This is a genomic window from Burkholderia sp. AU32262, assembly GCF_020419985.1.
GTDB classification, from domain to species: Bacteria; Pseudomonadota; Gammaproteobacteria; order Burkholderiales; family Burkholderiaceae; genus Burkholderia; species Burkholderia semiarida.
Genome location: NZ_JAIZRS010000040.1, coordinates 19,275 through 42,194 on the forward strand (window position 1 = coordinate 19,275; position 22,920 = coordinate 42,194).

Annotated in this window: 21 protein-coding genes and 1 pseudogene; 6 read left to right on the plus strand and 16 right to left on the minus strand. The window is 66.3% G+C overall.

What is annotated here, in order from left to right; translation table 11 throughout:
- Nucleotides 1-134: 134 nt before the first annotated feature.
- A pseudogene (gene uvrA / locus LGN10_RS31200) lies at nucleotides 135-6,044 on the plus strand (excinuclease ABC subunit UvrA).
- A gap of 89 nt (nucleotides 6,045-6,133) precedes the next feature.
- Here uvrA and LGN10_RS31205 read toward each other — a convergent pair.
- The 11 genes from LGN10_RS31205 to LGN10_RS31255 form a co-directional block, all read right to left on the minus strand.
- The gene (locus tag LGN10_RS31205) at nucleotides 6,134-7,075 is read right to left on the minus strand and encodes an amino acid ABC transporter substrate-binding protein (RefSeq protein WP_089466221.1); all 942 of its coding nucleotides are present in this window, start codon (nucleotides 7,073-7,075) and stop codon (nucleotides 6,134-6,136) included.
- Between the two features lie 13 nt (nucleotides 7,076-7,088).
- Entirely contained in the window at nucleotides 7,089-8,396 is a 1,308-nt protein-coding gene (locus LGN10_RS31210) for a dicarboxylate/amino acid:cation symporter (RefSeq protein WP_060967163.1), read from the minus strand.
- Between the two features lie 413 nt (nucleotides 8,397-8,809).
- On the minus strand, nucleotides 8,810-9,544 hold the full coding sequence (locus LGN10_RS31215) for an ABC transporter substrate-binding protein (RefSeq protein WP_060967484.1): 735 nt from the start codon (nucleotides 9,542-9,544) through the stop codon (nucleotides 8,810-8,812).
- Between the two features lie 267 nt (nucleotides 9,545-9,811).
- A complete protein-coding gene (locus LGN10_RS31220; RefSeq protein WP_059637813.1) occupies nucleotides 9,812-10,153 on the minus strand; it encodes a hypothetical protein in 342 nt (113 codons plus the stop codon).
- A gap of 46 nt (nucleotides 10,154-10,199) precedes the next feature.
- Complete coding sequence (locus LGN10_RS31225; RefSeq protein WP_099318571.1) at nucleotides 10,200-10,406, minus strand: hypothetical protein; 207 nt, start codon at nucleotides 10,404-10,406, stop codon at nucleotides 10,200-10,202.
- Between the two features lie 9 nt (nucleotides 10,407-10,415).
- Nucleotides 10,416-10,628, minus strand: a complete 213-nt coding sequence (gene rpsU / locus LGN10_RS31230; RefSeq protein WP_059577430.1) for a 30S ribosomal protein S21 — start codon at nucleotides 10,626-10,628, stop codon at nucleotides 10,416-10,418.
- A 33-nt stretch (nucleotides 10,629-10,661) separates the two neighbouring features.
- Entirely contained in the window at nucleotides 10,662-10,871 is a 210-nt protein-coding gene (locus tag LGN10_RS31235; protein ID WP_059577999.1) for a hypothetical protein, read from the minus strand.
- A gap of 48 nt (nucleotides 10,872-10,919) precedes the next feature.
- A complete protein-coding gene (locus LGN10_RS31240) occupies nucleotides 10,920-11,204 on the minus strand; it encodes a hypothetical protein (RefSeq protein WP_059578002.1) in 285 nt (94 codons plus the stop codon).
- A gap of 269 nt (nucleotides 11,205-11,473) precedes the next feature.
- A complete protein-coding gene (locus LGN10_RS31245) occupies nucleotides 11,474-11,629 on the minus strand; it encodes a hypothetical protein (RefSeq protein ID WP_196485776.1) in 156 nt (51 codons plus the stop codon).
- Between the two features lie 242 nt (nucleotides 11,630-11,871).
- Nucleotides 11,872-12,075 carry a cold-shock protein gene (locus LGN10_RS31250; protein WP_059637809.1) on the minus strand — a complete coding sequence of 68 codons (204 nt, stop codon included), beginning with the start codon at nucleotides 12,073-12,075 and terminating at the stop codon, nucleotides 11,872-11,874.
- Between the two features lie 267 nt (nucleotides 12,076-12,342).
- The gene (locus tag LGN10_RS31255; protein WP_059577438.1) at nucleotides 12,343-12,627 is read right to left on the minus strand and encodes a hypothetical protein; all 285 of its coding nucleotides are present in this window, start codon (nucleotides 12,625-12,627) and stop codon (nucleotides 12,343-12,345) included.
- 341 nt (nucleotides 12,628-12,968) lie between these two features.
- Between LGN10_RS31255 and LGN10_RS31260 the strand changes: the two genes are divergently transcribed.
- The 3 genes from LGN10_RS31260 to LGN10_RS31270 are packed head-to-tail and all read left to right on the plus strand — an operon-like array spanning nucleotide 12,969 to nucleotide 15,599.
- The gene (locus tag LGN10_RS31260) at nucleotides 12,969-13,931 is read left to right on the plus strand and encodes a chromate resistance protein ChrB domain-containing protein (RefSeq protein WP_226226077.1); all 963 of its coding nucleotides are present in this window, start codon (nucleotides 12,969-12,971) and stop codon (nucleotides 13,929-13,931) included.
- A 19-nt stretch (nucleotides 13,932-13,950) separates the two neighbouring features.
- A complete protein-coding gene (locus LGN10_RS31265; protein WP_226226070.1) occupies nucleotides 13,951-15,123 on the plus strand; it encodes a chromate transporter in 1,173 nt (390 codons plus the stop codon).
- A gap of 14 nt (nucleotides 15,124-15,137) precedes the next feature.
- Nucleotides 15,138-15,599 (plus strand): chromate resistance protein ChrB domain-containing protein, encoded by a 462-nt coding sequence (locus LGN10_RS31270; protein WP_226226071.1) that lies wholly within the window; start codon nucleotides 15,138-15,140, stop codon nucleotides 15,597-15,599.
- 319 nt (nucleotides 15,600-15,918) lie between these two features.
- Here LGN10_RS31270 and LGN10_RS31275 read toward each other — a convergent pair whose 3' ends face one another.
- From LGN10_RS31275 to LGN10_RS31285, 3 genes are all read right to left on the minus strand, one after another.
- Nucleotides 15,919-17,076 carry a DUF4382 domain-containing protein gene (locus tag LGN10_RS31275; RefSeq protein ID WP_226226072.1) on the minus strand — a complete coding sequence of 386 codons (1,158 nt, stop codon included), beginning with the start codon at nucleotides 17,074-17,076 and terminating at the stop codon, nucleotides 15,919-15,921.
- Nucleotides 17,077-17,324: 248 nt separating this feature from the next.
- Nucleotides 17,325-18,221: an oxidoreductase gene (locus tag LGN10_RS31280; RefSeq protein ID WP_226226073.1), complete on the minus strand. Its 897-nt coding sequence runs from the start codon at nucleotides 18,219-18,221 to the stop codon at nucleotides 17,325-17,327.
- Nucleotides 18,222-18,226: 5 nt separating this feature from the next.
- Nucleotides 18,227-19,438 carry an MFS transporter gene (locus LGN10_RS31285; protein WP_226226074.1) on the minus strand — a complete coding sequence of 404 codons (1,212 nt, stop codon included), beginning with the start codon at nucleotides 19,436-19,438 and terminating at the stop codon, nucleotides 18,227-18,229.
- A gap of 138 nt (nucleotides 19,439-19,576) precedes the next feature.
- On the opposite strand from LGN10_RS31285, the gene gcvA reads away from it, so the two are divergent.
- Nucleotides 19,577-20,509 (plus strand): transcriptional regulator GcvA, encoded by a 933-nt coding sequence (gcvA, locus tag LGN10_RS31290; RefSeq protein ID WP_059577454.1) that lies wholly within the window; start codon nucleotides 19,577-19,579, stop codon nucleotides 20,507-20,509.
- Nucleotides 20,510-20,580: 71 nt separating this feature from the next.
- On the opposite strand, the gene LGN10_RS31295 is transcribed toward gcvA, so the two are convergent.
- Complete coding sequence (locus LGN10_RS31295) at nucleotides 20,581-21,747, minus strand: porin (RefSeq protein WP_060010745.1); 1,167 nt, start codon at nucleotides 21,745-21,747, stop codon at nucleotides 20,581-20,583.
- Nucleotides 21,748-21,813: 66 nt separating this feature from the next.
- On the opposite strand from LGN10_RS31295, the gene LGN10_RS31300 reads away from it, so the two are divergent.
- Nucleotides 21,814-21,993 carry a hypothetical protein gene (locus LGN10_RS31300; protein WP_155634551.1) on the plus strand — a complete coding sequence of 60 codons (180 nt, stop codon included), beginning with the start codon at nucleotides 21,814-21,816 and terminating at the stop codon, nucleotides 21,991-21,993.
- Between the two features lie 455 nt (nucleotides 21,994-22,448).
- On the opposite strand, the gene LGN10_RS31305 is transcribed toward LGN10_RS31300, so the two are convergent.
- The gene (locus LGN10_RS31305) at nucleotides 22,449-22,913 is read right to left on the minus strand and encodes a GNAT family N-acetyltransferase (protein ID WP_060010670.1); all 465 of its coding nucleotides are present in this window, start codon (nucleotides 22,911-22,913) and stop codon (nucleotides 22,449-22,451) included.
- Nucleotides 22,914-22,920 lie beyond the last annotated feature (7 nt).

The window sequence follows — 22,920 nt, forward strand, 5'->3', positions numbered from 1 at the left end:
GTCAATGGAAAACTGTATGAATGTACAGTATAGTATCCGTCGAACTCGACCGGCGCGGGTATCGCCCGTGCGACATCCGCCGCGGCGCGGCGGCACAGTGAATTCCGGCTAACTCATCCAGACGGGCAGGCAAATTGTCATCCAGCAATCTGATCCGCATTCGCGGAGCACGTCAGCACAACCTCAAGAATCTCGATCTCGACCTGCGCACCGGCGAAATGACGGTCGTCACCGGCCCGTCCGGCTCCGGCAAGTCGAGTCTCGTGTTCGACACGCTGTACGCGGAAGGCCAGCGGCGCTACGTCGAAACCTTCAGTGCCTACGCGCGGCAGTTCCTCGACCGGATGGATCGCCCGCAGGTCGAGCGCGTCGACGGCGTGCCGCCCGCGATCGCGATCGACCAGACCAACCCGGTCCGCAGTTCGCGTTCGACCGTCGGCACGATGACCGAGCTGAACGACCACCTGAAGCTGCTGTACGCGCGCGCGGCCGAGCTGTTCGACCGCAAGACCGCGCGGCAGGTACGGCACGACACGCCGGAGACGATCTACGCGGAGCTCGTCGCGCGCACGCAGGCCGACGATCCGCGCGTGGTCGTCACGTTCCCGGTCGAATTGCCGGAAGCGGTGTCCGACGAGGAAATCGCGCAGTGGCTGTCGGCGAGCGGCTACACGCGCGTGCAGGCGCAGCGCGAAGTCGCGTCGCCCACCGGGCCGCGCAAGATGCTCGACGTGGTGGCCGACCGCTTCCGCGTGCAGCAGGCCGACAAGGTGCGGGTGGTCGAGGCGATCGAGGCATCGCTGAAGCGCGGCGGCGGCCGCGTGAACGTGTACGTGCTGGCGGCGGACGCGGAAAACGCGACGGCCGAGCCGCAGGTGTGGCGCTTCTCCACCGGGCTCCACGATCCCGATAGCGACCTGCGTTACGCGGAGCCGCAAGCGGCGCTGTTCTCGTTCAACTCGGCATACGGCGCGTGCGAAACCTGCCGCGGCTTCGGTCGCGTGATCGGCGTCGATCTCGGGCTCGTGATTCCCGATGCGCGCAAGACGCTGCGCGGCGGCGCGATCAAGCCGATGCAGACGCCCGCGTGGAAAGAGTGCCAGGACGACCTCATGCGCTACGCGGCGAAGGCCGGCATCCGGCGCGACGTGCCGTGGTCCGAGCTGACGGACGCCGAGCGCGACTGGGTCGTCAACGGTTCGCCGGACTGGAACGGCAAGTGGCAGAGCTAGTGGTACGGCGTGAAGCGTTTCTTCGGCTACCTCGAATCGAAAGCGTACAAGATGCACATCCGCGTGCTGCTGTCGAAATACCGCAGCTATACGCCGTGCGACGTATGCGGCGGCGCGCGCCTGAAGACGGAATCGCTGCAATGGCGGCTCGGCTCGAAGGAGAATGCCGACGCCGTGCTCGCGCCGGCCGACCGCTTCATGCCGCGCGGCGTCGAATGGAGCCGCGCGCAGCTCGAAGCGCTGCCGGGCCTGACGGTGCACGATCTGATGCTGCTGCCGATCGAGCGCATCCGGCGCTTCTTCGACGAAATCGTGCTGCCGAGCGCGCTGCTCGACGACGCATTGAAGCTGCTGCTCGCCGAAGTGCGCACGCGCCTGAAATACCTGTGCGACGTCGGGCTCGGCTACCTGACGCTCGACCGGCAGAGCCGCACGCTGTCGGGCGGCGAGGTGCAGCGGATCAATCTGACCACCGCGCTCGGCACGTCGCTCACGAAAACCCTGTTCGTGCTCGACGAGCCGAGCATCGGGCTGCATCCGCGCGATCTCACGCGGATCGTCGAGGCGATGCAGCGGTTGCGCGACGCGGGCAACACGCTGGTCGTCGTCGAGCACGATCCGTCGGTGATGCTCGCGGCCGATCGATTGATCGACATGGGGCCGGGCCCGGGCGAGCGCGGCGGCACGATCGTGTACGACGGCACGCCGTCCGACATCCGTTCCGCGCACACGCTGACGGGCGAGTATCTCGGTGGCCGCAAGCAGGTCGCGCATGCGTCGAACTGGGCGCGCCGCGCGGTCGACGCGAACACGCCGCGCATCGTGCTCGAAGGCGCGACCGAGCACAACCTGCGCGACGTCACGGTCGAAATTCCGCTGCAGCGGCTCGTGTGCGTGACGGGTGTGTCCGGCTCCGGCAAATCCACGCTGCTGCAGGACGTGCTGTATCCGGCGATGGCGCGGCACCACGGCAAGGCGACCGAATCGCCGGGTGCGTACCGCAGCCTGACGGGCGCCGACCAGGTCGGCGACGTCGTGTTCGTCGACCAGTCGCCGATCGGCAAGACCACGCGCTCGAACCCGGCGAGCTACGTCGGCGCGTTCGACGAAATCCGCAAGCTGTTCGCGAAGGCGCCGCTCGCGTTGCAGCGCGGCTACGGCGCGGGCACGTTCAGCTTCAACTCGGGCGACGGCCGTTGCCCGACCTGCGGCGGCTCGGGTTTCGAGCACATCGAGATGCAGTTCCTGAGCGACGTCTACCTGCGCTGCCCGGATTGCGACGGCAGCCGCTACCGTGCCGAAATCCTCGAAGTGCGAATCGAGCGCGACGGCCGCGCGCTGAACATCGCCGACGTGCTCGACCTGACCGTCAGCGAAGCGGCCGCGTTCTTCGCGACCGATGCCGAGGTGCTGCGCGTGCTGCAGCCGATCGTCGACGTCGGCCTCGAATACGTGAAGCTCGGCCAGCCGGTGCCGACGCTGTCGGGCGGCGAGGCGCAGCGCCTGAAGCTCGCCGGCTTCCTCGCCGAGTCGGCGGCGGCGGCGGGCGGGCGGCGGGTCGCGACGGAAGAGGCGCGCATCGCACGCGCGAAACTGTTCATGTTCGACGAGCCGACCACCGGGCTGCACTTCGACGACATCGCGAAACTGATGCAGGCATTCGGCAAGCTGCTCGCGGCCGGCCATTCGCTGATCGTGATCGAGCACAACCTCGACGTGATCCGCGCGGCCGACTGGCTGATCGATCTCGGCCCGGAAGGCGGCGACGGCGGCGGCCTCGTGCTGTGCGCGGGCACGCCGGACGACGTGAAGGCCTGCGCCGAATCGCATACCGGCGTGGCGCTGCTGCAGTACGACCGCGCGATGGATGTCGGCGCGGTGCATACCGGCGCGGTGCATGCCGACGAAGGCAAGCCGTTGCAGGCCGTGCTGAACGCGGCGCGCGCGCGCCGGGCGATCGAAGGCGAGGACGTCGTGCGCATCGTCAATGCGCGCGAGCACAACCTGAAGGCGCTCGACGTCGACATCCCGCACGGCAAGTTCAACGTGATCACCGGCGTGTCGGGTTCCGGCAAGTCGACGCTCGCGTTCGACATCCTGTTCCACGAGGGCCAGCGTCGCTACCTCGAATCGCTGAACGCGTATGCGCGCTCGATCGTGCAGCCGGCCGGCCGCCCCGAGGTCGACGCCGTGTACGGCATTCCGCCGACCGTCGCGATCGAGCAGCGGCTGTCGCGCGGCGGGCGCAAGAGCACGGTCGCGACCACGTCCGAGGTGTGGCATTTCCTGCGGCTGCTGTACGTGAAGCTCGGGCTGCAACACTGCATCCACGACGGTACGCCGGTCACGTCGCAATCCGTCGAATCGATCGCCGCGCAACTGCTGCGCGACCATCGCGGCGAACACGTCGGGTTGCTCGCGCCGCTCGTCGTCAATCGCAAGGGCGTGTATACGGATCTCGCGAAGTGGGCGAAGGCGCGCGGCAGCACGCATCTGCGCGTCGACGGCGAGTTCGTCACGGTCGACCCGTGGCCGAAGCTCGACCGCTTCCGCGAGCACACGATCGAATTGCCGGTGGCCGATATCGTCGTGTCGCCGGACAACGAAGCCGAGTTGCGGCGCAGGCTCGACGAGACGCTCGAGCTCGGCAAGGGCGTGATGCACCTGCTCGCGCCGCTCGACGGGCTGCACGATGCGATGCGCAACGATCGTTCGACCGCCCGGGTCGGCGCGGTCAAGGTGCTGTCGGTCAAGCGTGCGTGCCCGGTGTGCGGCACGAGCTATCCGGAGCTCGACCCGCGGATGTTCTCGTACAACAGCAAGCACGGCTGGTGCACGACCTGCGTCGGCACCGGCGTCACGCTCACGCGCGAACAGCGCGCCGCATACGACGACACGGTGCTCGCCGGCGACGATCGCGGCCGCGAGCAAACCTTGCCGTCGGACGAGCAGGAACCGGAAGGCGTCGGCAACGAGCCGTGCCCCGATTGCCACGGCACGCGGCTGAACCCGTCCGCGCGCGCGGTCACGTTCGACGCGCATCCGATCGTCGAAGTCGCGCAATGGACGGTGTCGGACACGCGCCGCTGGATCGACGCGCTGGAACTCAGCGGGCGCGATGCGCAGATCGCGCGCGACATCGTCAGCGAGATCGGCAGCCGCCTCGCGTTTCTCGAGGAAGTCGGGCTCGGCTACTTGAGCCTCGATCGGGCGGCGCCGAGCCTGTCGGGCGGCGAAGCGCAGCGCATCCGGCTCGCCGCGCAGCTCGGCAGCAACCTGCAGGGCGTCTGCTACGTGCTCGACGAGCCGACGATCGGCCTGCATCCGCGCGACAACCAGATCCTGCTCGACGCATTGCGCAAGCTCGGCGACAAGGGCAATACGCTGGTCGTCGTCGAGCATGACGAGGACACGATCCGCCGCGCGGATCACATCATCGACGTCGGCCCGGGCGCGGGCAAGCGCGGCGGCACGCTGGTCGCCGAGGGCGCGGTCGCCGATCTGGCCGCGCAGCCGGATTCGGTCACGGGCCGATTGCTCGCGCAGCCGATGACGCACCCGCTGCAACCGCGCCGCGGCGTGAGCCTGCCGGGCAAGAAGGGCGGCGCGGCCGGGCCGGAAGCCTGGCTGACCGTGCATGGCGCGACGCTGCACAACCTGCGCGACGTCACGGTCGGCATTCCGCTCGCGCGGCTCGTCGCGGTGACGGGCGTCAGTGGCTCGGGCAAGTCGACGCTCGCGCGCGACGTGCTGATGACGAACCTGCTGGACGCGGTCGGCCGCTCGGTGCTGTCGTCGCCGGCCACGCGGCGTGCGCGCAAGGCGGCGCAGCAGGACGCGCCGGCCACGAACCGCCGTTCGAGCGTGCTCGCGCGCAGCGCACCGCGGCCGTCGCTGAACGTCACGCATGCATGGCAGGGCTGCGAGTCGCTGAGCGGCTGGGAGCAGATCGATCGCGTGCTCGAGGTCGACCAGACGCCGATCGGCAAGACGCCGCGCTCGTGCCCGGCCACCTATATCGGCGTATGGGACACGATCCGCAAGCTGTTCGCCGATACGCTCGAAGCGCGCGCACGCGGCTATACGGCGTCGCGTTTCTCGTTCAACACCGGCGACGGGCGCTGCCCGGCCTGCGAAGGGCAAGGCGTGCGCACGATCGGCATGAGCTTCCTGCCCGACGTGAAGGTGCCGTGCGACGTGTGCCACGGGCAGCGCTTCAATCCGGAAACGCTCGCCGTCACGTGGCGCGGCCGGAACATCGGCGACGTGTTGACGATGGAGATCGACGAGGCGGTCGAATTCTTCGCGCCGATCTCGAACATCGCGCATCCGCTGCAGTTGATGAAGGACGTCGGGCTCGGCTACCTGACGCTCGGTCAGCCGTCGCCGACGCTGTCCGGCGGCGAGGCGCAGCGCATCAAGCTCGTCACCGAGCTGACGAAGGTGCGCGACGACATCACGCGGCGCGGCCAGAAGGCGCCGCACACGCTGTACGTGCTCGACGAGCCGACGGTCGGCCTGCACATGGCCGACGTTGCGAAGCTGATTCGCGTGCTGCACCGGCTCGTCGATGCGGGGCATAGCGTCGTCGTGATCGAGCACGATCTCGACGTGATCGCGGAAGCCGACTGGATCATCGATCTCGGGCCGGAAGGCGGCGTCGGCGGCGGCACGATCGTCGCGGCGGCGCCGCCGGAAGCGCTCGCGAAGGTGAGTGCGAGCCATACGGGGCAGGCATTGAAGCCCGTACTGGCGCGAACGGCATCGCCCGACGGCGAAACCGAGCGGCAAGGCGAAGCGCGCGTCGGTTGAATGCGGTGCTTGTCGCAAGCGGCCCCGGTGTCAGGCGAGACACCGGGGCCGCTTGCCCATGCGCCCGTGCGATCGGCTCGCCGCCGCGCTCATTCGCCCTTGATGCCGATCGTCTCGATGATGGTTTCCAGTTGCGGGCTCATCGGCAGGTTGAGACTCAGGCCCGACGGAAGCGGGCGCAGGAACCAGCGCTTGTACTGGCGTGCGATCTCGCCGTCGGCGGCCAGTTCCACGAAGGTGTTCTTCACGACCTGCGCGAGCTGCGGATCGTCCTTGCGGAACATGATGCCGTACGGGTCGTACGACAGGTAATCGCCCACCACGTCGTACTGGCCGCCCTTGTCCGCATTCTCGGCAATCAGGCCGTACAGCAGCACGTCGTCCGTCGCGAACGCGTCGGCGCCGCCGTTCGCGACGAGCGCGAAGCCTTGCGCATGGTCCGGTACCACCTGCAGCTGGATCCCGAGCCTGAACCGCTGGTCCAGGTCGCGCAACGCTTTCTCGTTGGTCGTGCCGGCCGTCACCGCGACTTTCTTGCCCGCGAGATCGCGGAACGAGCGGATCGGCGCGCCGCGCTTCACCATCACCTTCGTGCCGGCCACGAAGATAATCGGCGAGAACGCCACGCGCTTCTGGCGCTCGAGGTTGCTCGTCGTGGAGCCGCATTCGAGATCGACCTGGCCGTTGACCACCGCGTCGATGCGGTTGTCCGACGTGACGGGCACCCAGCGGATCGTCAGGCTCTTGTTGACCGCATCCTCGATCGACGACACGAGCGCCTTGCACAGCTCGATCGAATAGCCGATCGGCTGGCGGCGCGCATTCAGGTACGAGAACGGTATCGACGCGTCGCGATAGCCGAGCGCGATCGTGCCGGTGCCGCGCACCTTCGCGAGCGTGCCGGTCAGTTGCGCCGGCGCGAACGGCTCGACGCGCGGCGGCGGGGAGGGCAGATCGTCCGCGCGCGCGGACGCGCTGGCGGCGAGCAGGCTCGCGAGCGCGAGCGCAAGCCGGAATCGCTGCATCTTCATCGGCGGGCCTCCGTCAGACTTCCGTCGGATGTGCGATCGTCGCTTCCTGTTCCGCTTCGATGCGCGCCGCGTTGGCCTCGGCTTCCGCCTCCGACATCAGTTGTCCTTCCCATTTCGCGACTACCGCGCTCGCGATCGAGTTGCCGACCGCGTTCGTGGCCGAGCGGCCCATGTCGAGGAACGTGTCGACGCCGAGGATCAGCAGTAGCCCGGCTTCCGGCAGCCCGAACTGGTGCAGCGTCGCGGCGATCACCACGAGCGACGCGCGCGGCACGCCGGCCATTCCCTTCGACGTGAGCATCAGCACGAGCAGCATCGTGATCTGCGTGCCGAGCGACAGATGGACGTTGTACGCCTGCGCGATGAACAGCGACGCGAACGTGCAGTACATCATCGAGCCGTCGAGGTTGAACGAATAACCCATCGGCATCACGAAGCTCGAGATCTTGCGGCGCACACCGAAACGGTCGAGCGCGTCGAGGATCTTCGGATACGCGGCTTCGGAGCTCGCCGTCGCGAACGACAGCATGAACGCTTCCTTGATCAGCACCAGCAGCTTGAACACGCGCGGCCCGAGAAACAGCAACCCGGCGCAGACGAGCAACGCCCAGAGCAGGAACAGGCTCAGATAGAAATCCCCCATGAACACCGCGAACTTCAGCAGCACCGACAGCCCGTTCACCGCGACGGTCGCGGCCATCGCGGCCAATACGGCGAGCGGCGCGAGCTTCATCACGTAGCCGGTGATCTTCAGCATCACGTGCGACAGTTGATCGATCGCGGCCACGAGGATCTTGCCGCGTTCGCCGAGCGCGGCGAGCGCCACGCCGAAGAACATCGAGAACACGACGATCTGCAGGATTTCGTTGTTCGCCATCGCCTCGGCGATCGACTTCGGCACCATGTGGCCGACGAAATCCTTCAACGTGAACTTGGAGGTCGCGAGGTTCGCCGATGCGCCGATGTCCGGCAGCGGCAGGCCGAGGTTGTCGCCGGGCCGCAGCAGGTTCGCCATCAGCAGCCCGAGCAGCAGCGAGACCAGCGACGCGGTGATGAACCAGCCGAACGCTTTCGCGAACACGCGCCCGACCGACGCCGCGTCGCCCATGTGCGCGATGCCGACGACCAGCGTCGAGAACACGAGCGGCCCGATCACCATCTTGATCAGCCGCAGGAACACGTCGGAGACGAGCGAGATGTAGCCGGCGATTTCGGTCGCGGCCTTTTTGTCGGGAAAGCTCGCGAAGACCATGTAGCCGATTGCGATGCCTGCCAGCATCGCGATCAGGATCCAGACGGCTGCAGCATTCTTTTTTCGCATCGAGAGCCTCCCATGCACCGGTTTCGCAATCGGGGATGGAAGGACGATACAGGACCAGAATGACGATGAACAGTGCAACCGGGTCCGGGTTTGCGCTAGCGCGGGGACGAGGCCAATCGGGCTCGACAATTGCGCCGGTGGCGCTTCGTGGCTGAAGCCGGCGCGGTCCGCAACGGGTTTGTGCGGAGCAGCACATTGCCCCATTCGGCGGTCGCGGGGGCGCGACGTCCGGCGCCGCTCCGCCATTTGCGCGTGTCCTGTGCCCGGCGATGCTGCGTTGCCGCGATCCCGCACGCGTCACGCGCGCGAGGATCGAGCCGGCGCGTGCTGAAATCGCATGCCTGCGCCGCGAGCCGGACGGCCTCGGCGGTCAACGGATGGGCGCGTTCGGCATGTCGCCGCGCGGCTGTCGATCAGCCAGCCGGCGCGACCGATGCGCCCGTGATGCCGTGCCGGCGCAGCGAATCGGCGACGAAGCCCGACGCCTTCATCTCCTCGACGAACGCGTTCAGCACCGCGGCCGCCGCGTCGCCGCGGCTCTTCGGCACGCCCATCGCCTGCCGGATCACCATGAAGCGCTCGTCGAGCAGGCGCAGGCCCGGCGTTTTCGCGGCGTCGGCTTCGAGCTGCTGCTTCACGCCGGCCGCCACTTCGAGCTTTTGCTCGACGAACGTCGACACGACCGCTTGCGACGTCGGCGCGCGCACGATCCGTGCGGCTTTCAGTTCGCGGGTGAGGAACAGGTCGTACGCGCTGCCGTTGCCGACGGCCACGCGGTTGTGCGGCTGGTCGACGTCCGCATGGGTGCGGATCGGCGACGCGTCGGGCACGAGATAGAAACCTTCGATCAGCACGTACGGCGCGGTGAACGCGACGGTTTCGCCGCGCAGCGGATCGATCGCGAAGAAGCCGAAATCGGCGCGCTCGTCGGTCAGCGCCTGCACCGATTTGCCGGCGGCGTCGAACACCACGAGTTCCAGGTCGGCCGACAGGCGCTCGGCGAATGCACGGGCGAGGTCGATCGAGACGCCGAACGGTTCGCCCGTTGCCGGGTCGCGGTTCGCGAGGATCGGGTTGCCGAGGTTGATCGATGCGCGGAGCTTGCCGGTGGGGGTGAAGGCGGAGACGACAGCAGGAGCGATGGGCATGAGCGGACTCGCGGGAGGCTTGGGGTCGGTCGGGTGACGGGTGCGCGACAGCGCGTCGATGCCGAGCTTATCATCGGGACGCCCGATGTAGCATGCCGCGGGCGTGGCCGCGTCGAAACGCCGAGCCGGCACGCGACTTTTTTAATCGGTCGTGACCCGATATGTCGGCACGAACGCGAACCGCGTTCGCATGTCACTGACGCATCGACCCCTGCCTGTCGGTCGCCGTCGCCGGATTGCATGTCGCCCCGTCAACGGGGATCAAGGTCAGACATGCTCGCGAAGGTAACGGATGCACGCCATTCGGAGGCCCGCCCGATCCGTCGAGGCGTCCGGAGAAGCGGGCGTCGGCGCCGGTTCGGCATGCGCGAGCCGTTGCGCGAGTGCGGCGCTGTCGGCCGGGCCGGCCGATTTCGCGATCTGAAGCGAAGCGTGGCCTATCCAGACGCGATCGCGCCACTCGCATTTCGCACGATGGATGACCAGCCACGCTTGCAGCGATTCGGCGAGCTGGAACGGCGAAAGCCACGCGCGCGTCTGCCTGCGGGTGACGAGTTGCATGACAACGAGGAAGTAGAGCAGATCGACGTACTGGGTCCGGCCGCGCATGGTCCTTTTTGTGGTTGTCGGTGCTGGCGAGTGCGCCGGTGTCGGATTACTGCTGAACGCTGAGCGCCTTCTCGATCGCGGCAATCAGCTTGAACGCATCGCTACGCCCGATCAGAAGCCCGCGGCTGGTGTACTCGCACCCGAATGCATAGAAGCTCGGCAGCAGTGTCACCATGTCGTTCTGCTGATCGAAGTCGACTTCGCATTTCGTCAGCGGGAAGAACGGAGGCGCCTCGGCCGGCATGTTGTACACGATGTCCTCCTAGTACATTTTTCGGGGCGGCAACATGCGCTTGGCCCGCAGGCGCTGCCTGGCAACGGCGCTGGCCTTCTTCCGCTTGCGCTCCGTCGTGGGCTTCTCGTAGCCGGTGCGGGCGCGCAATTCGCGAATCAGCCCGGTTTTCTCGATGCCGCGCCGGAATCGCCGCAGCGCGACATCGATCGGTTCGTTGAGCTTCAGCGTAATTGTCGTCATGTAGATCCTGTCGGGAAAGGCTGGAACGGAAAGCTAGCCGAGCCGCGTCATGACGGCGCTGGCTATCTCGTCGGATTCGAATTCCGAATATCCTGCTCCGATCGAGAGCGCACGTACCGCCATGAACATGTGCAGCTCGGGTTGGTGGCACATCGCTGAATCGGCGATTCTGGCGGGAACGACGGTGTCGATCCGGGTGACTTCATGCCGTTCGATCAAGCCGAGCAGTTCGTCGATGATCATTTCGTCCTCCAAAATACCGAAAAATTGCGTTGTGCCGACGAGCGCGCGTCAGCGCGCGCTGGAAAAGAAGCCCTGTTTGTCCCGATTGTCGTCGATGATGTTCTCGGCAAAGCGCACCGACGCACGACGTGCGTCGCCGGCATTGTCGAATGGGGAGATGTCGTGCAATCGGAAGGTCTGGCTCTGCGTCAGCGTATCGGTGGTGCCGCGCAGGCAAATCTTGACGGCCGCGTCGAACCCGGCGTCGTAGTTGTGCGGGCAGCCATGCGGCGCGGCCACGTGAGGGTAAATCAGCGGATAAATCTCGAATCCACGATAGACGTGCATGCTCATGACGAACTCCTGGCGTTCGGCCACGGCGAGTCGCATGGGCGAACACGTTCGGCCAGTATTCCCATTGCAGGGCGGGCCGGTGGGTGAAGGGGACAACGTTGCAGCGCGAAGGAGGGGCGATGCAGCAAGCGGGCGGGTGGAGGGGCGAACGTCGGAGGGCGGCCGATCGTTCGGATGAGCCCATCATACGCGCATCCTTCGTCGAACGTCCAACTTATTCCGGGTTGGCGCACGCACTTCGTCGAGGACGTCGCCCGGTTTCAGGCGGGTTATTGCGGAGCAGGCGGGCGTTTCTTCGCGCGCGATTTCGTGACCGCAGGCGGTTTGGGCGGCACCCAGTTCAATGCGGTGCCCAGCTTCGGCAAAGTGATGGCCTGGCTGGCACGCGCAGGCGCCTTGTTGCGGCGAGGCTGGTTTCGGGTCATGCGGGTTCTCCTGCTGCACCGCTTGCGCGGTTCGGTGAGCATGACGTGCGCCGCTTGCGCGCGTGCGGTCGGCCGTGCGGCGCGGCGAGTGAGGATCGGGTGTCGGCATACGCACCGGCCGACGGCCGGATGCGAAGCGGGTGGCCGTGCCCGCGTCGAGTCGCGTTGACTGCGACGGAGGGCGCGGCACGTGAAGCGGCAGCGATGTGCCGCTTCGCGAACAGGGGCTGACGGTTCAGCGATTACAGCGGGGTGATGTTCGACGCCTGCAGCCCTTTGGGGCCCGTCTTCGTTTCGAAGCTGACCTTCTGGCCTTCCGCGAGGGTCTTGAAGCCATCGCCGCGGATCTCCGAGAAGTGGGCGAACAGATCGTCGCTGCCGTTGTCGGGGGTGATGAAGCCGAAGCCCTTACTGTCGTTGAACCACTTGACGGTACCGGTATCCATGTTGGATCTCCTGAAAATGAACGAGCGCATATGCCTCGTATGGACGAGGAAAAGGAATCAAGGAGGGAGAGGACAACTAATACCGCAGGCTGCGGTCGATGATGAGCAGCAATCGCGCTTCTTGAATACTTCCGCGGCCGACAGTACGCGTCGGCACGAAACGTGTCAAGCGCTATCGGCAGGGGCGGAACGCGTGACGCCTGGGTCGCGATCGGTCCCTTGCCGGCACGCCTGTCGCCCGTGCGATACGCCGTCCCGGCGACGACGTCAGAGGGTCGTCAGCAAATGCAACTGACGTTCGGTCTCGTTTCCCGCGACCAACGAAAAGAACCCGGTCTCACGACGCTCGACTATCGTGAGCCCCTCGCTGTCGGAGAAGACGTTCCAGGCGATGCCGTCGACATGGGCGATTGCTCCGCGCGTTCGCGCGAATGCCAGCAAGAGCCGACTCGCCTGGCGGCGAAGCACCTGACGATCCGCATTCAGCACATAAGGGGGACAGCCCGCACGCAGGACGAGATAGTGAGGAATGACGCTGGGATCAATTTTCATGGGGCGGCTTCATGTGCGGGCCTGCGTTTGCCGTTCAGTTGCAGTCTGCGCGGCGTCGGGGAAAAGCGTTCGATCGCTCGACGGCAGCCTGCCGTGGCGTGCTTTCAGTTTATGCGCAGAACCGCCCGATTCGCAGGATATCGTCACGATGTCCCGCGGCGTCGATCGCATATCGGGCCTGCATCGGGTTGCGCGGCCGGCGATGAGGCGGCCCGTGCGTGTTTGACGGTCGTTGTTTTCGCCTTCCTGTTCCACGCGTCGAGCATGGCTGCCTGCCGTCGAAATGGTGTAGCGATATCTACCGAATTGCAGTGTTCGTGACAGCCACCTATGCTGCCGTCATGAATGCCGTCCCGACTTCCTGGCGCCTGTTGATCGTCAGTCTGCCGACCTCCGGCGCGACTGCCCGCATGCGCATCTGGCGTACCGTCAAGGCGCTCGGCTGTGGTGCACTGCGGGACGGCGCCTATCTGCTGCCTGCGCATGCCGAGCAGGCGGCGCAGTTGCGTGAGCTCGCCGACGAGGCGCGCAACGGCGAAGGGCAGGCGTGGTTGCTGGATGTCCGGGCGGACGATCCTGCCGACGAAGACGCGTACCAGTCGCTGTTCGATCGCGCGGGCGATTACGCAGGCTGGCTCGCCGAGCTTTCGGCGGCCCGCAGCACGCTGCCCGATCTGGCGGTCGCCGAGCTCAACCGCCTGCAACGCCGCCATGCTCGCACGTACGAGGCGATTCGAAGCATCGATTTCTTTCCCGGCGAAACTTCGCTGCGCGCGCAGGCGCAATGGCGGGATTTCACCGCCGCGGTCGAAGCGTTGCGCTCGCCCGGCGAGCCGCATGCCGCCCAGCGCGGCATTCCGCGTCGCGACCGTGCGCAGTATCAGGGCAGGCTGTGGGCGACGCGCCGTCACCTGTGGGTCGATCGCGTCGCCAGCGCGTGGCTGATTCAGCGTTTCATCGATCCGCATGCCCGCTTCGTGTGGCTGGACAATCTCGCCGATTGCCCGGCCGACGCGCTCGGCTTCGACTTCGACGGCGCGCCGTTCACGCATGTGGGCGATCGCGTGTCGTTCGAGGTGCTGGTCGCCAGCTTCGGGCTGGGCGACAACGACGGACTCGCCCGGCTGGGCACCATGGTGCATGCGCTGGATGTGGGCGGCGCCACCGTGCCGGAAGCCGGCGGATTCGAGGCCATTCTCGCCGGCGCCCGGAAGCGCGTCGCCGACGATGACGCATTGCTGACGGAGATCGGCACCGTACTCGATTCGTTGTACGTGCATTTCCGCGGCAACCGCCAACCCTGACCATGCTGCTCGCGCCAACATGAATACACATCGCGACCGCCCGGCCTATACGCTGTGGCAACTGATCGGGTACTTCGCGCGGCTCGGCGCGACGGGGTTCGGCGGGCCGGTCGCACTCGCCGGCTACATGCATCGGGACCTCGTGGATACGCGCCGATGGATCGCGGACGCGGACTACAAGGAAGGCCTGGCGCTCGCGCAACTCGCCCCCGGCCCGCTCGCCGCGCAACTGGCGATCTATCTCGGCTACGTGCATTACCGCATCGTCGGCGCCACGATGGTCGGGATCGCGTTCGTGCTGCCGTCGTTTCTGATGGTGGTGCTGCTCGGCTACGCGTACACGCGATTCGGCGGCCTGACGTGGATGCAGTCGGTGTTCTACGGCGTCGGCGCGGCGGTGATCGGCATCATCGCGATCAGCGCGCGCAAGCTGACCGCGAAAAGCATCGGCCGCGACACGCTGCTGTGGGCGATCTATCTCGCGCTGGTGGCCGTGACGGTGATCACCGAATCGGAAGTGGCGTGGCTGTTTCTCGCGGCGGGTGTGCTCGTCTGGCTCACGCGCGCGCCGCCCCGGTGGTTACGCCAGCGGCGCGTCGATGCGGTCGTGGCGTGGCCCGTTTCCGCCACGGGCGCATGGCTCGGTATCGTCGACTGGCCGCAGCTCGTGCAACTGGCCGTCTTCTTCGCGAAGGCCGGCGCGTTCGTGTTCGGCTCGGGGCTCGCGATCGTGCCGTTCCTTTATGGGGGCGTGGTCACCGAGCACCATTGGCTCAGCGAGAAGCAGTTCGTCGACGCCGTGGCGGTCGCGATGATCACGCCGGGCCCGGTCGTCATCACGGTCGGCTTCATCGGCTATCTGGTGGCGGGGTTGCCCGGCGCGTGCGTGGCGGCGGCCGGTACGTTCCTGCCGTGCTATCTGTTCACGGTATTGCCGGCCCCGTACTTCAAGAAATACGGCAGGCTGCCGGCGATCCTGGCGTTCGTCGACGGCGTGACGGCCGCGGCCGTCGGCGCGATCACGGGGTCGGTGATCGTGCTGGCCCGACGCTCGATCGTCGACGTGCCGACCGCATTGGTGGCGCTCGCGACGATCGTGCTGCTGGTCAGGTTCAAGAAGCTGTCGGAGCCGATGGTCGTCGGCGGAGCCGCCGTGATGGGCCTGATCGTGTATCCGCTGTTGCATCACTGACCGTGGAGGCCGCCATGCAATGGATTACTCGCCAACGTCCGAAAATCGACCGGGTAGCGTGTCCCTGGCTCATTGCCCGTTTTATCGACGAGACGCCCGAATTTCTCTATGTTGCGCCGGGCGACGTGCTGCGCATCGCCGGCGAGACCGGCGCGATCCCGTACGACATTCCCGGCGTGGAATTGACGCACGTCGGCGAGCAATGCAGCTTCGACGCGTTTCTCGGCAAGTACGGCCTGGCCGACGATCAGGCGTTGCGGCACATGGCCCGCATCATCCGCGGCGCGGATACGTCGCGGCTCGACCTGACGCCGCAGTCGAGCGGGCTTCATGCGATTTCGCTCGGACTGTCGGACATGTTTCCTGACGATCACGCGATGCTGGAACACGGTCTCGTCATGTACGACGCGCTGTATGCGTGGTGCAGGCATTGTCAGGTCGAAGGCCATGCGTGGCCGCCGAAGCTGGCGGAGTGAGGCGGCGGGGAACGGGGATTCGTCGAGCCGTCGGGCGTGGGCGCCGGCTCGCTCGCGCGATGGATGAAAAAAAGCCCGCGGCTGCCGCGGGCTTTACATCAACAGTTGCCTTTCTTGGCCTGTCCCGGCGGACAGAATCCATTCCCCGGCCCGCCTTGCGGCGCGACCACGACCGGTGCGCCAGGAACATAGGCGACGCACCCGCCGAGCGCGCCCGCCATGCTCGCCGCTGCGAGCAACGCGATCATCCCTTTTTTCACTTCGTTCTCCCGTTGGAAGGAAAGGGTCGTTCGGCCCTTTCGATGATGCCGTCAGCGCGTCAGAAGCTGAAGTTGACGTTGGACTGACTGGTCGTTGCGTTGACGTTTGCCGATTGGGTCGCCCCCGATGCCGCGTCGGCCTCGATCGTGTATTGGCCTGCGGCGGCCGGCGCCGCGGCCAGCGCGACCGGCAGCGAACCCGAGTAGGTGCCGACGATCGGCGCGGCCGTGGGCACGGACAGCGAATAGGCGCCGGTGTCCATGTTCGCGTTGATCGACGTGATCTCGTACGCGTTCGCATCGATCGTCTGCAGCGCGCGCACGAAGGCGTTCGCGCTGGCCGTGACCGTACCGCTGACGGTGCTCATCGTCGACGCAGGCAGCGTGATCGGTGCGGTCGACGCCGACACCGCCGTGGTCGAGTTCACCACCACCGGCACCGAGCGGACGATACCCGACGCGAAGTTGTTCTTCACGATCACGACGTCGTAGTTGCCCTGCGTCGAGCTCTGGATCAGCGGCGACAGCACGAACTTGCCGGAACTGTCGGCCACCGTGCCGCGAACGACCTTGCCGCCCTGTTCGGCATAGACGGTCGAGCCGGCTTCGGCCGATGCGACGTAACCGGAGATCGCGCCGCTCACGACGGTCGGGATCGCGGTGACGACCGGCTTCAGCGCATACGAGCCGTTGCCGCGCTGGACGATCGACTTGCACGCATTGAAGTCGAGCACGAGATCGACGAGCGTGTTGGGCTGGACCGTGAACGGCTGGATGATCTTGTAGCCGCTTTGCGTCGCGCTCGGCGTGGCGAGCGCCTGTTCCGAGCCGCCGGTCGGGACGACCGAGTTCGCGAGGTTGTTGCCTTGATTCTGCGCGAGCACCAGCCGGACTTGCTGATACTGGCCGGCGGGCAGCGCGGTCTGGCCCAGATCGGCGAGCACGCCGTTGGTCAGCGACAGCAGGTCGATCTTCTGCGGCGTCGCGAGGGAAACGGTCGACCAGCCGGCATCGTTGTCGGAGGCATTCGCGTTCGCGTTCACCCGGACCTGCGAGACGGTGACGTACACATGGTCGAAGCCGCAGGAAGGCGCGTCCGTCATCGCGACGTGCAGCGTACCGGTTTGCGTGCCGCCGCCGCCGTCGCCGCCGCCGCAACCAGCGAGTACGAACGGCACGAAGGCGGCGCACAGGGCGCTCTTGATGATGGTGTTCATATGTCACCCCCAGATGGGATCGTTATTGTGGGTGACGGAAGAATAGCCGGACGGCAACTCACTATCTGGGCATCTTTGAAACGAACGGTAACTTTTTGTTCGGCCGGTCAATTTTTACCGGAATTGACCTCGCATCGGCGCGCGCCGGGCGGGTGGCGACGGCGATTGATTCGTACGGAGCGGCAGCAAGCATCTTTTGTCAGACGTTAGCGCCGCCTTTGGCGCAGAGTATTTGTGGCGGTCCGGCATCAGCCCGGCCCGTCGCTCGCGGCCGCGAGCAGCGGCACGACCAGATCGCTGATCGGCGTCGGAATGCCGTGCGTTCGTCCGTATCGCTGCACGACGCCATTGCGGCAGTCCCATTCGAGCGGGCGGTTGCCCTGCCGGTCGGCCAGAATGGACGTTCCCAAATCGGGCGGGAAGCCGTGGAATCCATCGATGATCTCCTGCGGCACTTCATCGCCCAGCTTCGCGCCCTCCGCACGTGCGACCGCGAGACATTCCTGCAGGTAGGCGAGCGATAGTTCGGTGATGTCGCTTCGCGAGAACATGCCGGCGCGGCGACCGGTCAGCACCATGAGCCCCGCCACCGCGTTCTGCAAAAGCTTTCGCCACGCGAGCGAGACGAAATCCTCCGCCACCTCGGGCGAGCAGCGCGTGCCGCGCAACGCCGAGGCCACCACGTTGCCGGCCGGCGTATCGGGCAGGGTGAGCCGGGGCCTGCCGCGCAGCCATACCGACTCGCCCGATTCGCGTTGCGCGGGAAACCAGACGACCGATGGCACGACCGCGGCGCCGGCCGCATACGGTGCGAACGCGGCCTGTTGCTCGACGCCGTTTTGCAGCACGCAGACGACGGTATTCGCGTCGCATAGCGCGGAGACCCAGGGCGCCGCGCTCGCTATCTGCGTCGACTTGACCGCAATGAACACGAGATCGAACCGGCCCTCGATCGCTTGCGGATCGGTCAGCACGGGCCCGGGCACGACGATTTCGCCGCCGTCGAAGCGCAACTTCAATTGCGCGTGCGCCGAGCGGCCGCAGATCACCGGCGTGCGGCCGGCTTCATGGAGGGCCGCGGCGACGGTCGTTCCGATTGCGCCCGGACCGACGAGGGCGACGGTCGGGTAGTCAGGTTTCGTCATGGTGTTCATCCTGTCGAGTCGTCCGCGAGATGCGGGCGCAGCGCGAGGGCGAGCGGAAAAATCGCGAGGGCCGTCAACGCGGTCGCATAGGTGGCGCCGTGCACGCCGATCCAGTCGCCCAGGAAACCGTAGAGCACGGGCGACAGCGCGCCCGACGCGATCGTCCCGGTATAGAAGATCGCGAATGCGCGCTCGGTGCGTTCGGGCGCGGACATCTCCGGCACGGTCCCGTACAGCACCGACGAAGTGCCGTTGAGCATCATACCCAGAATGGGCAGCAGCACCATGGTCGGCGCCAATGGGAGATACATCACCGCGATGATGCACGCCGCTGTCCCGCCCTCCGTGAGCAGCACCGTCCTGACCATGCCCATGCGCGCGCCGAGCCAGCCGCACATGAATTTGCCGGCCGCGCCGCCGATGAAAACGAGCGCAAGGGCCGTGCCCAGCAGTTGCGGCGAGACGCCCTTGGCCTTGAGCAGGAACGGCAGAAAGGTAAGCAGTCCCATGCGTACGGCCGTATCGAGCACGCCGATCGAAAACAGCGCGGAGAATCCGCTTCGCCCGGTGCCGCTGCGTTGAGCGGACGCCTGGCCTTTGACCGTCGTGTTCGCGGCGGCGCGTGGCACGGCCGGAAACCAGAGCGCGATGACGGCGGCCACGACGCAGCCCAATCCGGCGACGATCCATAGCGCATGACGCCACGGCATCATCGTCACGAGCAGCGAAATGGCGGCCGGCAGCGCGGATTTCCCCAGATCGCCGGAAAAGTTGTAGATGCTCAGCGGGCCTCTCGCGTCGCGCCCATAGACGCGGGAGACGGCGCCCGACGCGATCGGATGCTGTGTGCTGGAGCCGCCGCCCGAGATCGCGAGCGCGACGCCCAAGCCGAGCAGGCCGCCCGACATGCCCGCGATCGCATAGCCGAGCGCGGCGAGCAGCGTGCCGATTGCGAGGGTCGAGCGGCTGCCCAGGCGTTGCGCGAGGCGCCCGGCCGACAATTGCAGCGTCGCCATCGTGCCGGCATAGACGCCGCGCAGGATGGCGAGGGCCGCGAAGTCGAGCCCGAATTCCGACTGCCACACGGGAAGCAGCGCGTAGATCATGTCCGTATAGCCGTCGTGTATGGCATGCGCAATGCACGATAGCCACAGCACGCGCCGTCGGGGTGGCGCAGTCTCCTGCATCACGGGAGGGGAAAAAACCGGCAGGCGCATCGTCATTCGCTCCGTGCGAGCGGGGGAGGGAAGCCGCCCGTGGCATCGCTTTCACGCTCGATGCGTCGATTTTATGGCCGACGCGACAGCCATTTCAATTGAGCTAAAATCGCGTCAATCGGGAGAAAAAGTCACGTCATGAACGAAAGCCGGGATGCCGCGAAGCACCGGGGCGAGTTGCCCCCGCTCAATGCGCTGCGCGCCTTCGATGCGGTCGCGCGGCACGGTAGCTTTGCGGCTGCCGCGGCGGAATTGCACGTGACCCACTGGGCCGTGGGCAAGCAGATCAGGTTGCTGGAGGACTGGTTCGGGCTGCCGCTGTTCGACCGTCGTCCGCGCGGCGTCGTGCTGACCGACGAAGGGGCCGCGTTGCTGAACGACGTCAGCCACGCGTTCGAGCGCCTCGGTACCGCGGTGGGGCGGCTGCGCCACAACCCGTTCACGCACCGGATATCAGGCGTCGTGCGGGTGAATGTGCCGATGAGCTTCGCGCTTTGCTGGCTGCTGCCGCGGCTCGCCGATTTTCATTCGCGGTACCCCGACATCGACGTGAGGGTGTCGACGACGTCGCGCAAACTGCGCTATGTCGCCGACGCGTTCGATATCGGTGTCCGCTCCGGTCCCGAGCAGGGCGCGGGCGTCGTGTCGCGCTCGTTGATGCCTGATCTGCGCGTGCCGGCCTGCAATCCCGCCTTGCTGCGGCAGCATCCGATCCAGAGCGTGGCCGACCTGCGCCATCACGTCCTGCTGCATTCGGCCACGACGCGCTCCGCGTGGTCGCACTGGTTGAAGGAAGCGGGCGCTTCCGATCTGCGGGCCGCGCGCCATGTCGAATTCGATCACGTGAATCTGCAGTTGGGCGCGGCCATCGAGGGGCTCGGCGTGGCGCTGGCCTCGCTGCCGCTGATCGGCCGCGATCTCGCCGAGGGGCGCCTCGTGTGTCCCATCGCGGCGCCGGTATGGCGTGCCGACGACTACATGCTGGTGACGAACGCCGATCGCGCCGACGATGCCGCCGTGTCCGCGTTCGAGGAATGGATGGAGCGCATGGCGAGTCAGGAGGGCGGCTAGGTCCGCCGGTCAGGCCGGGCGGCACGACGCCGGGGTCGTGCCGCCACTGCGCCGGTGTTGCCGGTCGGCGATCAGAAGCCGTGGAACATGCCGATGTTGACCTGAACCTGGTTGCCGCCCGACGAGGTGTTGCCGAAGTCGGCGGCCGAGGCCTGCGCGCCCTTCGCATGCACGTAGGCGCCCATCGCGTACAGCGCGGTACTCTTCGACAGCGAGTACGTTGCCCCCAGCGACAGCTGGTTGATCGAGGCCATCGTGCGACCTTCGGCGGCTTGCGCGGGCGTGGCCGCGGAACCGTAGACATACGTGTAGCCGGTCGCGAGCGACAGCGCCGGCGTGACCCGGTACTGCAGCAGCGCGCCGAGCACGTTGAAGTGGATCGACGGCTGGCCATCGTTGCCCTTGTACTGGGCGTTCGAGTAGCGCAGGCCAGCCGTGTACGGCCCCACCTCGTATTGCGCGGCCACTTGCGCGATGCCCGCGCTCTTGAACGCATTGCCACCGTTGTAGCCCGAACTCGGATAGCCCAGCGCGCCGCCGAAACTCGGTTGTGCCGTTGCGTTCAGCCAGCCGTTCTCGCCCTGGTTGACCGCACGAAAGTAGCCGCCGGCGACCGTCAGGCCGCCTTGCGCGTAGGTCGCGGCCGCCGACCACGACTGACCCGAGCCCGTTGCGCCGGCCACGCCGCCGAACGAGTACGCGGCTTCGGCCTGGAAGCCGTGGATGATCGGCGAAATGTACTTCACCGCGTTGTTCTGGTTCGTCGTGTTGTCGTTGTTGTCGACGTCGCCGGGGGTCGAGAAGGTCGACGCCGAAATGGCGTCGCCCGTCAGGACCTGGACCATTTCCGTCACGGCGTCGAGCTGGCGCCCCAAGCGCAAGGCGCCGTACTGATTGGACGCGAGGCCCACGTAAGCCTGGCGGTTGAACAGCGAACGCGTGTTACCGATGGGCCCCTGGCCGCCTATGCCGCCCGTCCCAATACTGAAACCGTTCTCGATCTTGAATACCGCCTGGAGGCCGCCGCCGAGATCCTCCTGCCCCCTGAGGCCCCACTTGTTCGAACCGGCGGCGCCGCCATCGAGGCCGTACCTGCTGTGGCCATTGATGTTCGACGTGTAGCCGATACCGGCATCGAGCATGCCATACAGGGTGACCGACGACTGTGCCATTGCTGCCGACGATGCTGCGAAGGCGGCAACGGCGATAACGCTGATGTTGATCTTCTTGTTTTTCATCTGCATTTCACTGTGAGGAGAAGTTTCGGGACGGATTGAAACGGCTTGTGTCGCATTCGAATGCAGATGACGACGCACGGCCTGTGCGTCGTTCCGGTCGCGCCGGCCGGCGTCGTATATTCGCTCGGTCCGATCGGCATGCCACATTCGACCATTTCGTTATCCTTACAATTTGATGCGGGGAACGCGACGCTGCTCGACCTGTCCTGCACCCCCGATCAGAACGATCGCGGCGCCCCAACCTGAACGAAAGCGACTTCCTTGCTTTCGTTGCCGCTCCAGCTATCCTGTGTCGTCGCGCTTTGCAGGCGGAAAGACCATATCAGGAACATAAATTCCCGTCAAAATTAGTTTGATATAAGTTAATCTCGTTTGATAACGTCGCGCCGTACGGGTTTTCCCTTATAGGAACCGGCGTCCACGGAGGTGTGTCGAGGTGCGCGCCGTCGCGCCGCCGAATGTCGACAACGACAAGCGAAGGCGGAGAAGGGAGGTGAACGCGATATTCGGTTGCGGGCCGCCACGACGATCAGCCATCAGGAGGGAAAGTACCGGTCGCCAGGGTCATTCTGGATAACCGTTCCATTTTCTCCCCGATTGCAATAATTGAAATGGAGGAGGCGATCGTTGAATATCTGTCCGGGCCGGCCGGCGCCGGACACTGACGCCGACCGAGATCGAGCGTCAGCCGCGGACGAAACTCAGCGCTCGATCCGGCGCTGCATTAGATAAAATTTCATGTCGTCGCGTCCGCGCATTGAAATCGGAATCGGATCGCGATCGAAGCCGAGGATTTCATAGAACCGGTATGCCGATTCGCGCGCCGTGCACCAGAGCAGAATGCCGCATTGTTCGCGCACATGGCGAATGGACAGATTGACCAGCAGGCGTCCGAATCCCAGGCCGCGTACCGACGGATGGACGGCCATGCCGCGCAGGCGCCACGCGTCGGCGTCCGAAACGCCGGCGTGTCCTTCCTTGCAAACCGATGCGACGGCGACGATGGCGTCGTGGTCGCGAACGGCAAAGTGCATGGTGGTGGGGGCGAGGTCGCCATGCAGGGCGCTTCCCTCCTCGTCTCCCGCCATCAGGATTGCGGCTCTGAGGGGATAGGTTTCTTCCGCACGGACGGCACAGATGGTAAAGCGCACATCTTGTGAAATCATATAATTA

What these genes read in the sequence shown, in the direction of transcription:
- LGN10_RS31205 (WP_089466221.1), bottom strand. Translation starts at nt 7,075, where the DNA reads ATGAAGATGCAGCGATTCCGGCTTGCGCTCGCGCTCGCGAGCCTGCTC.
- LGN10_RS31210 (WP_060967163.1), bottom strand. Translation starts at nt 8,396, where the DNA reads ATGCGAAAAAAGAATGCTGCAGCCGTCTGGATCCTGATCGCGATGCTG.
- LGN10_RS31215 (WP_060967484.1), bottom strand. Translation starts at nt 9,544, where the DNA reads ATGCCCATCGCTCCTGCTGTCGTCTCCGCCTTCACCCCCACCGGCAAG.
- LGN10_RS31220 (WP_059637813.1), bottom strand. Translation starts at nt 10,153, where the DNA reads ATGCGCGGCCGGACCCAGTACGTCGATCTGCTCTACTTCCTCGTTGTC.
- rpsU (WP_059577430.1), bottom strand. Translation starts at nt 10,628, where the DNA reads ATGACGACAATTACGCTGAAGCTCAACGAACCGATCGATGTCGCGCTG.
- LGN10_RS31235 (WP_059577999.1), bottom strand. Translation starts at nt 10,871, where the DNA reads ATGATCATCGACGAACTGCTCGGCTTGATCGAACGGCATGAAGTCACC.
- LGN10_RS31240 (WP_059578002.1), bottom strand. Translation starts at nt 11,204, where the DNA reads ATGAGCATGCACGTCTATCGTGGATTCGAGATTTATCCGCTGATTTAC.
- LGN10_RS31245 (WP_196485776.1), bottom strand. Translation starts at nt 11,629, where the DNA reads ATGACCCGAAACCAGCCTCGCCGCAACAAGGCGCCTGCGCGTGCCAGC.
- LGN10_RS31250 (WP_059637809.1), bottom strand. Translation starts at nt 12,075, where the DNA reads ATGGATACCGGTACCGTCAAGTGGTTCAACGACAGTAAGGGCTTCGGC.
- LGN10_RS31255 (WP_059577438.1), bottom strand. Translation starts at nt 12,627, where the DNA reads ATGAAAATTGATCCCAGCGTCATTCCTCACTATCTCGTCCTGCGTGCG.
- LGN10_RS31260 (WP_226226077.1), top strand. Translation starts at nt 12,969, where the DNA reads ATGAATGCCGTCCCGACTTCCTGGCGCCTGTTGATCGTCAGTCTGCCG.
- LGN10_RS31265 (WP_226226070.1), top strand. Translation starts at nt 13,951, where the DNA reads ATGAATACACATCGCGACCGCCCGGCCTATACGCTGTGGCAACTGATC.
- LGN10_RS31270 (WP_226226071.1), top strand. Translation starts at nt 15,138, where the DNA reads ATGCAATGGATTACTCGCCAACGTCCGAAAATCGACCGGGTAGCGTGT.
- LGN10_RS31275 (WP_226226072.1), bottom strand. Translation starts at nt 17,076, where the DNA reads ATGAACACCATCATCAAGAGCGCCCTGTGCGCCGCCTTCGTGCCGTTC.
- LGN10_RS31280 (WP_226226073.1), bottom strand. Translation starts at nt 18,221, where the DNA reads ATGACGAAACCTGACTACCCGACCGTCGCCCTCGTCGGTCCGGGCGCA.
- LGN10_RS31285 (WP_226226074.1), bottom strand. Translation starts at nt 19,438, where the DNA reads ATGCGCCTGCCGGTTTTTTCCCCTCCCGTGATGCAGGAGACTGCGCCA.
- gcvA (WP_059577454.1), top strand. Translation starts at nt 19,577, where the DNA reads ATGAACGAAAGCCGGGATGCCGCGAAGCACCGGGGCGAGTTGCCCCCG.
- LGN10_RS31295 (WP_060010745.1), bottom strand. Translation starts at nt 21,747, where the DNA reads ATGAAAAACAAGAAGATCAACATCAGCGTTATCGCCGTTGCCGCCTTC.
- LGN10_RS31300 (WP_155634551.1), top strand. Translation starts at nt 21,814, where the DNA reads ATGACGACGCACGGCCTGTGCGTCGTTCCGGTCGCGCCGGCCGGCGTC.
- LGN10_RS31305 (WP_060010670.1), bottom strand. Translation starts at nt 22,913, where the DNA reads ATGATTTCACAAGATGTGCGCTTTACCATCTGTGCCGTCCGTGCGGAA.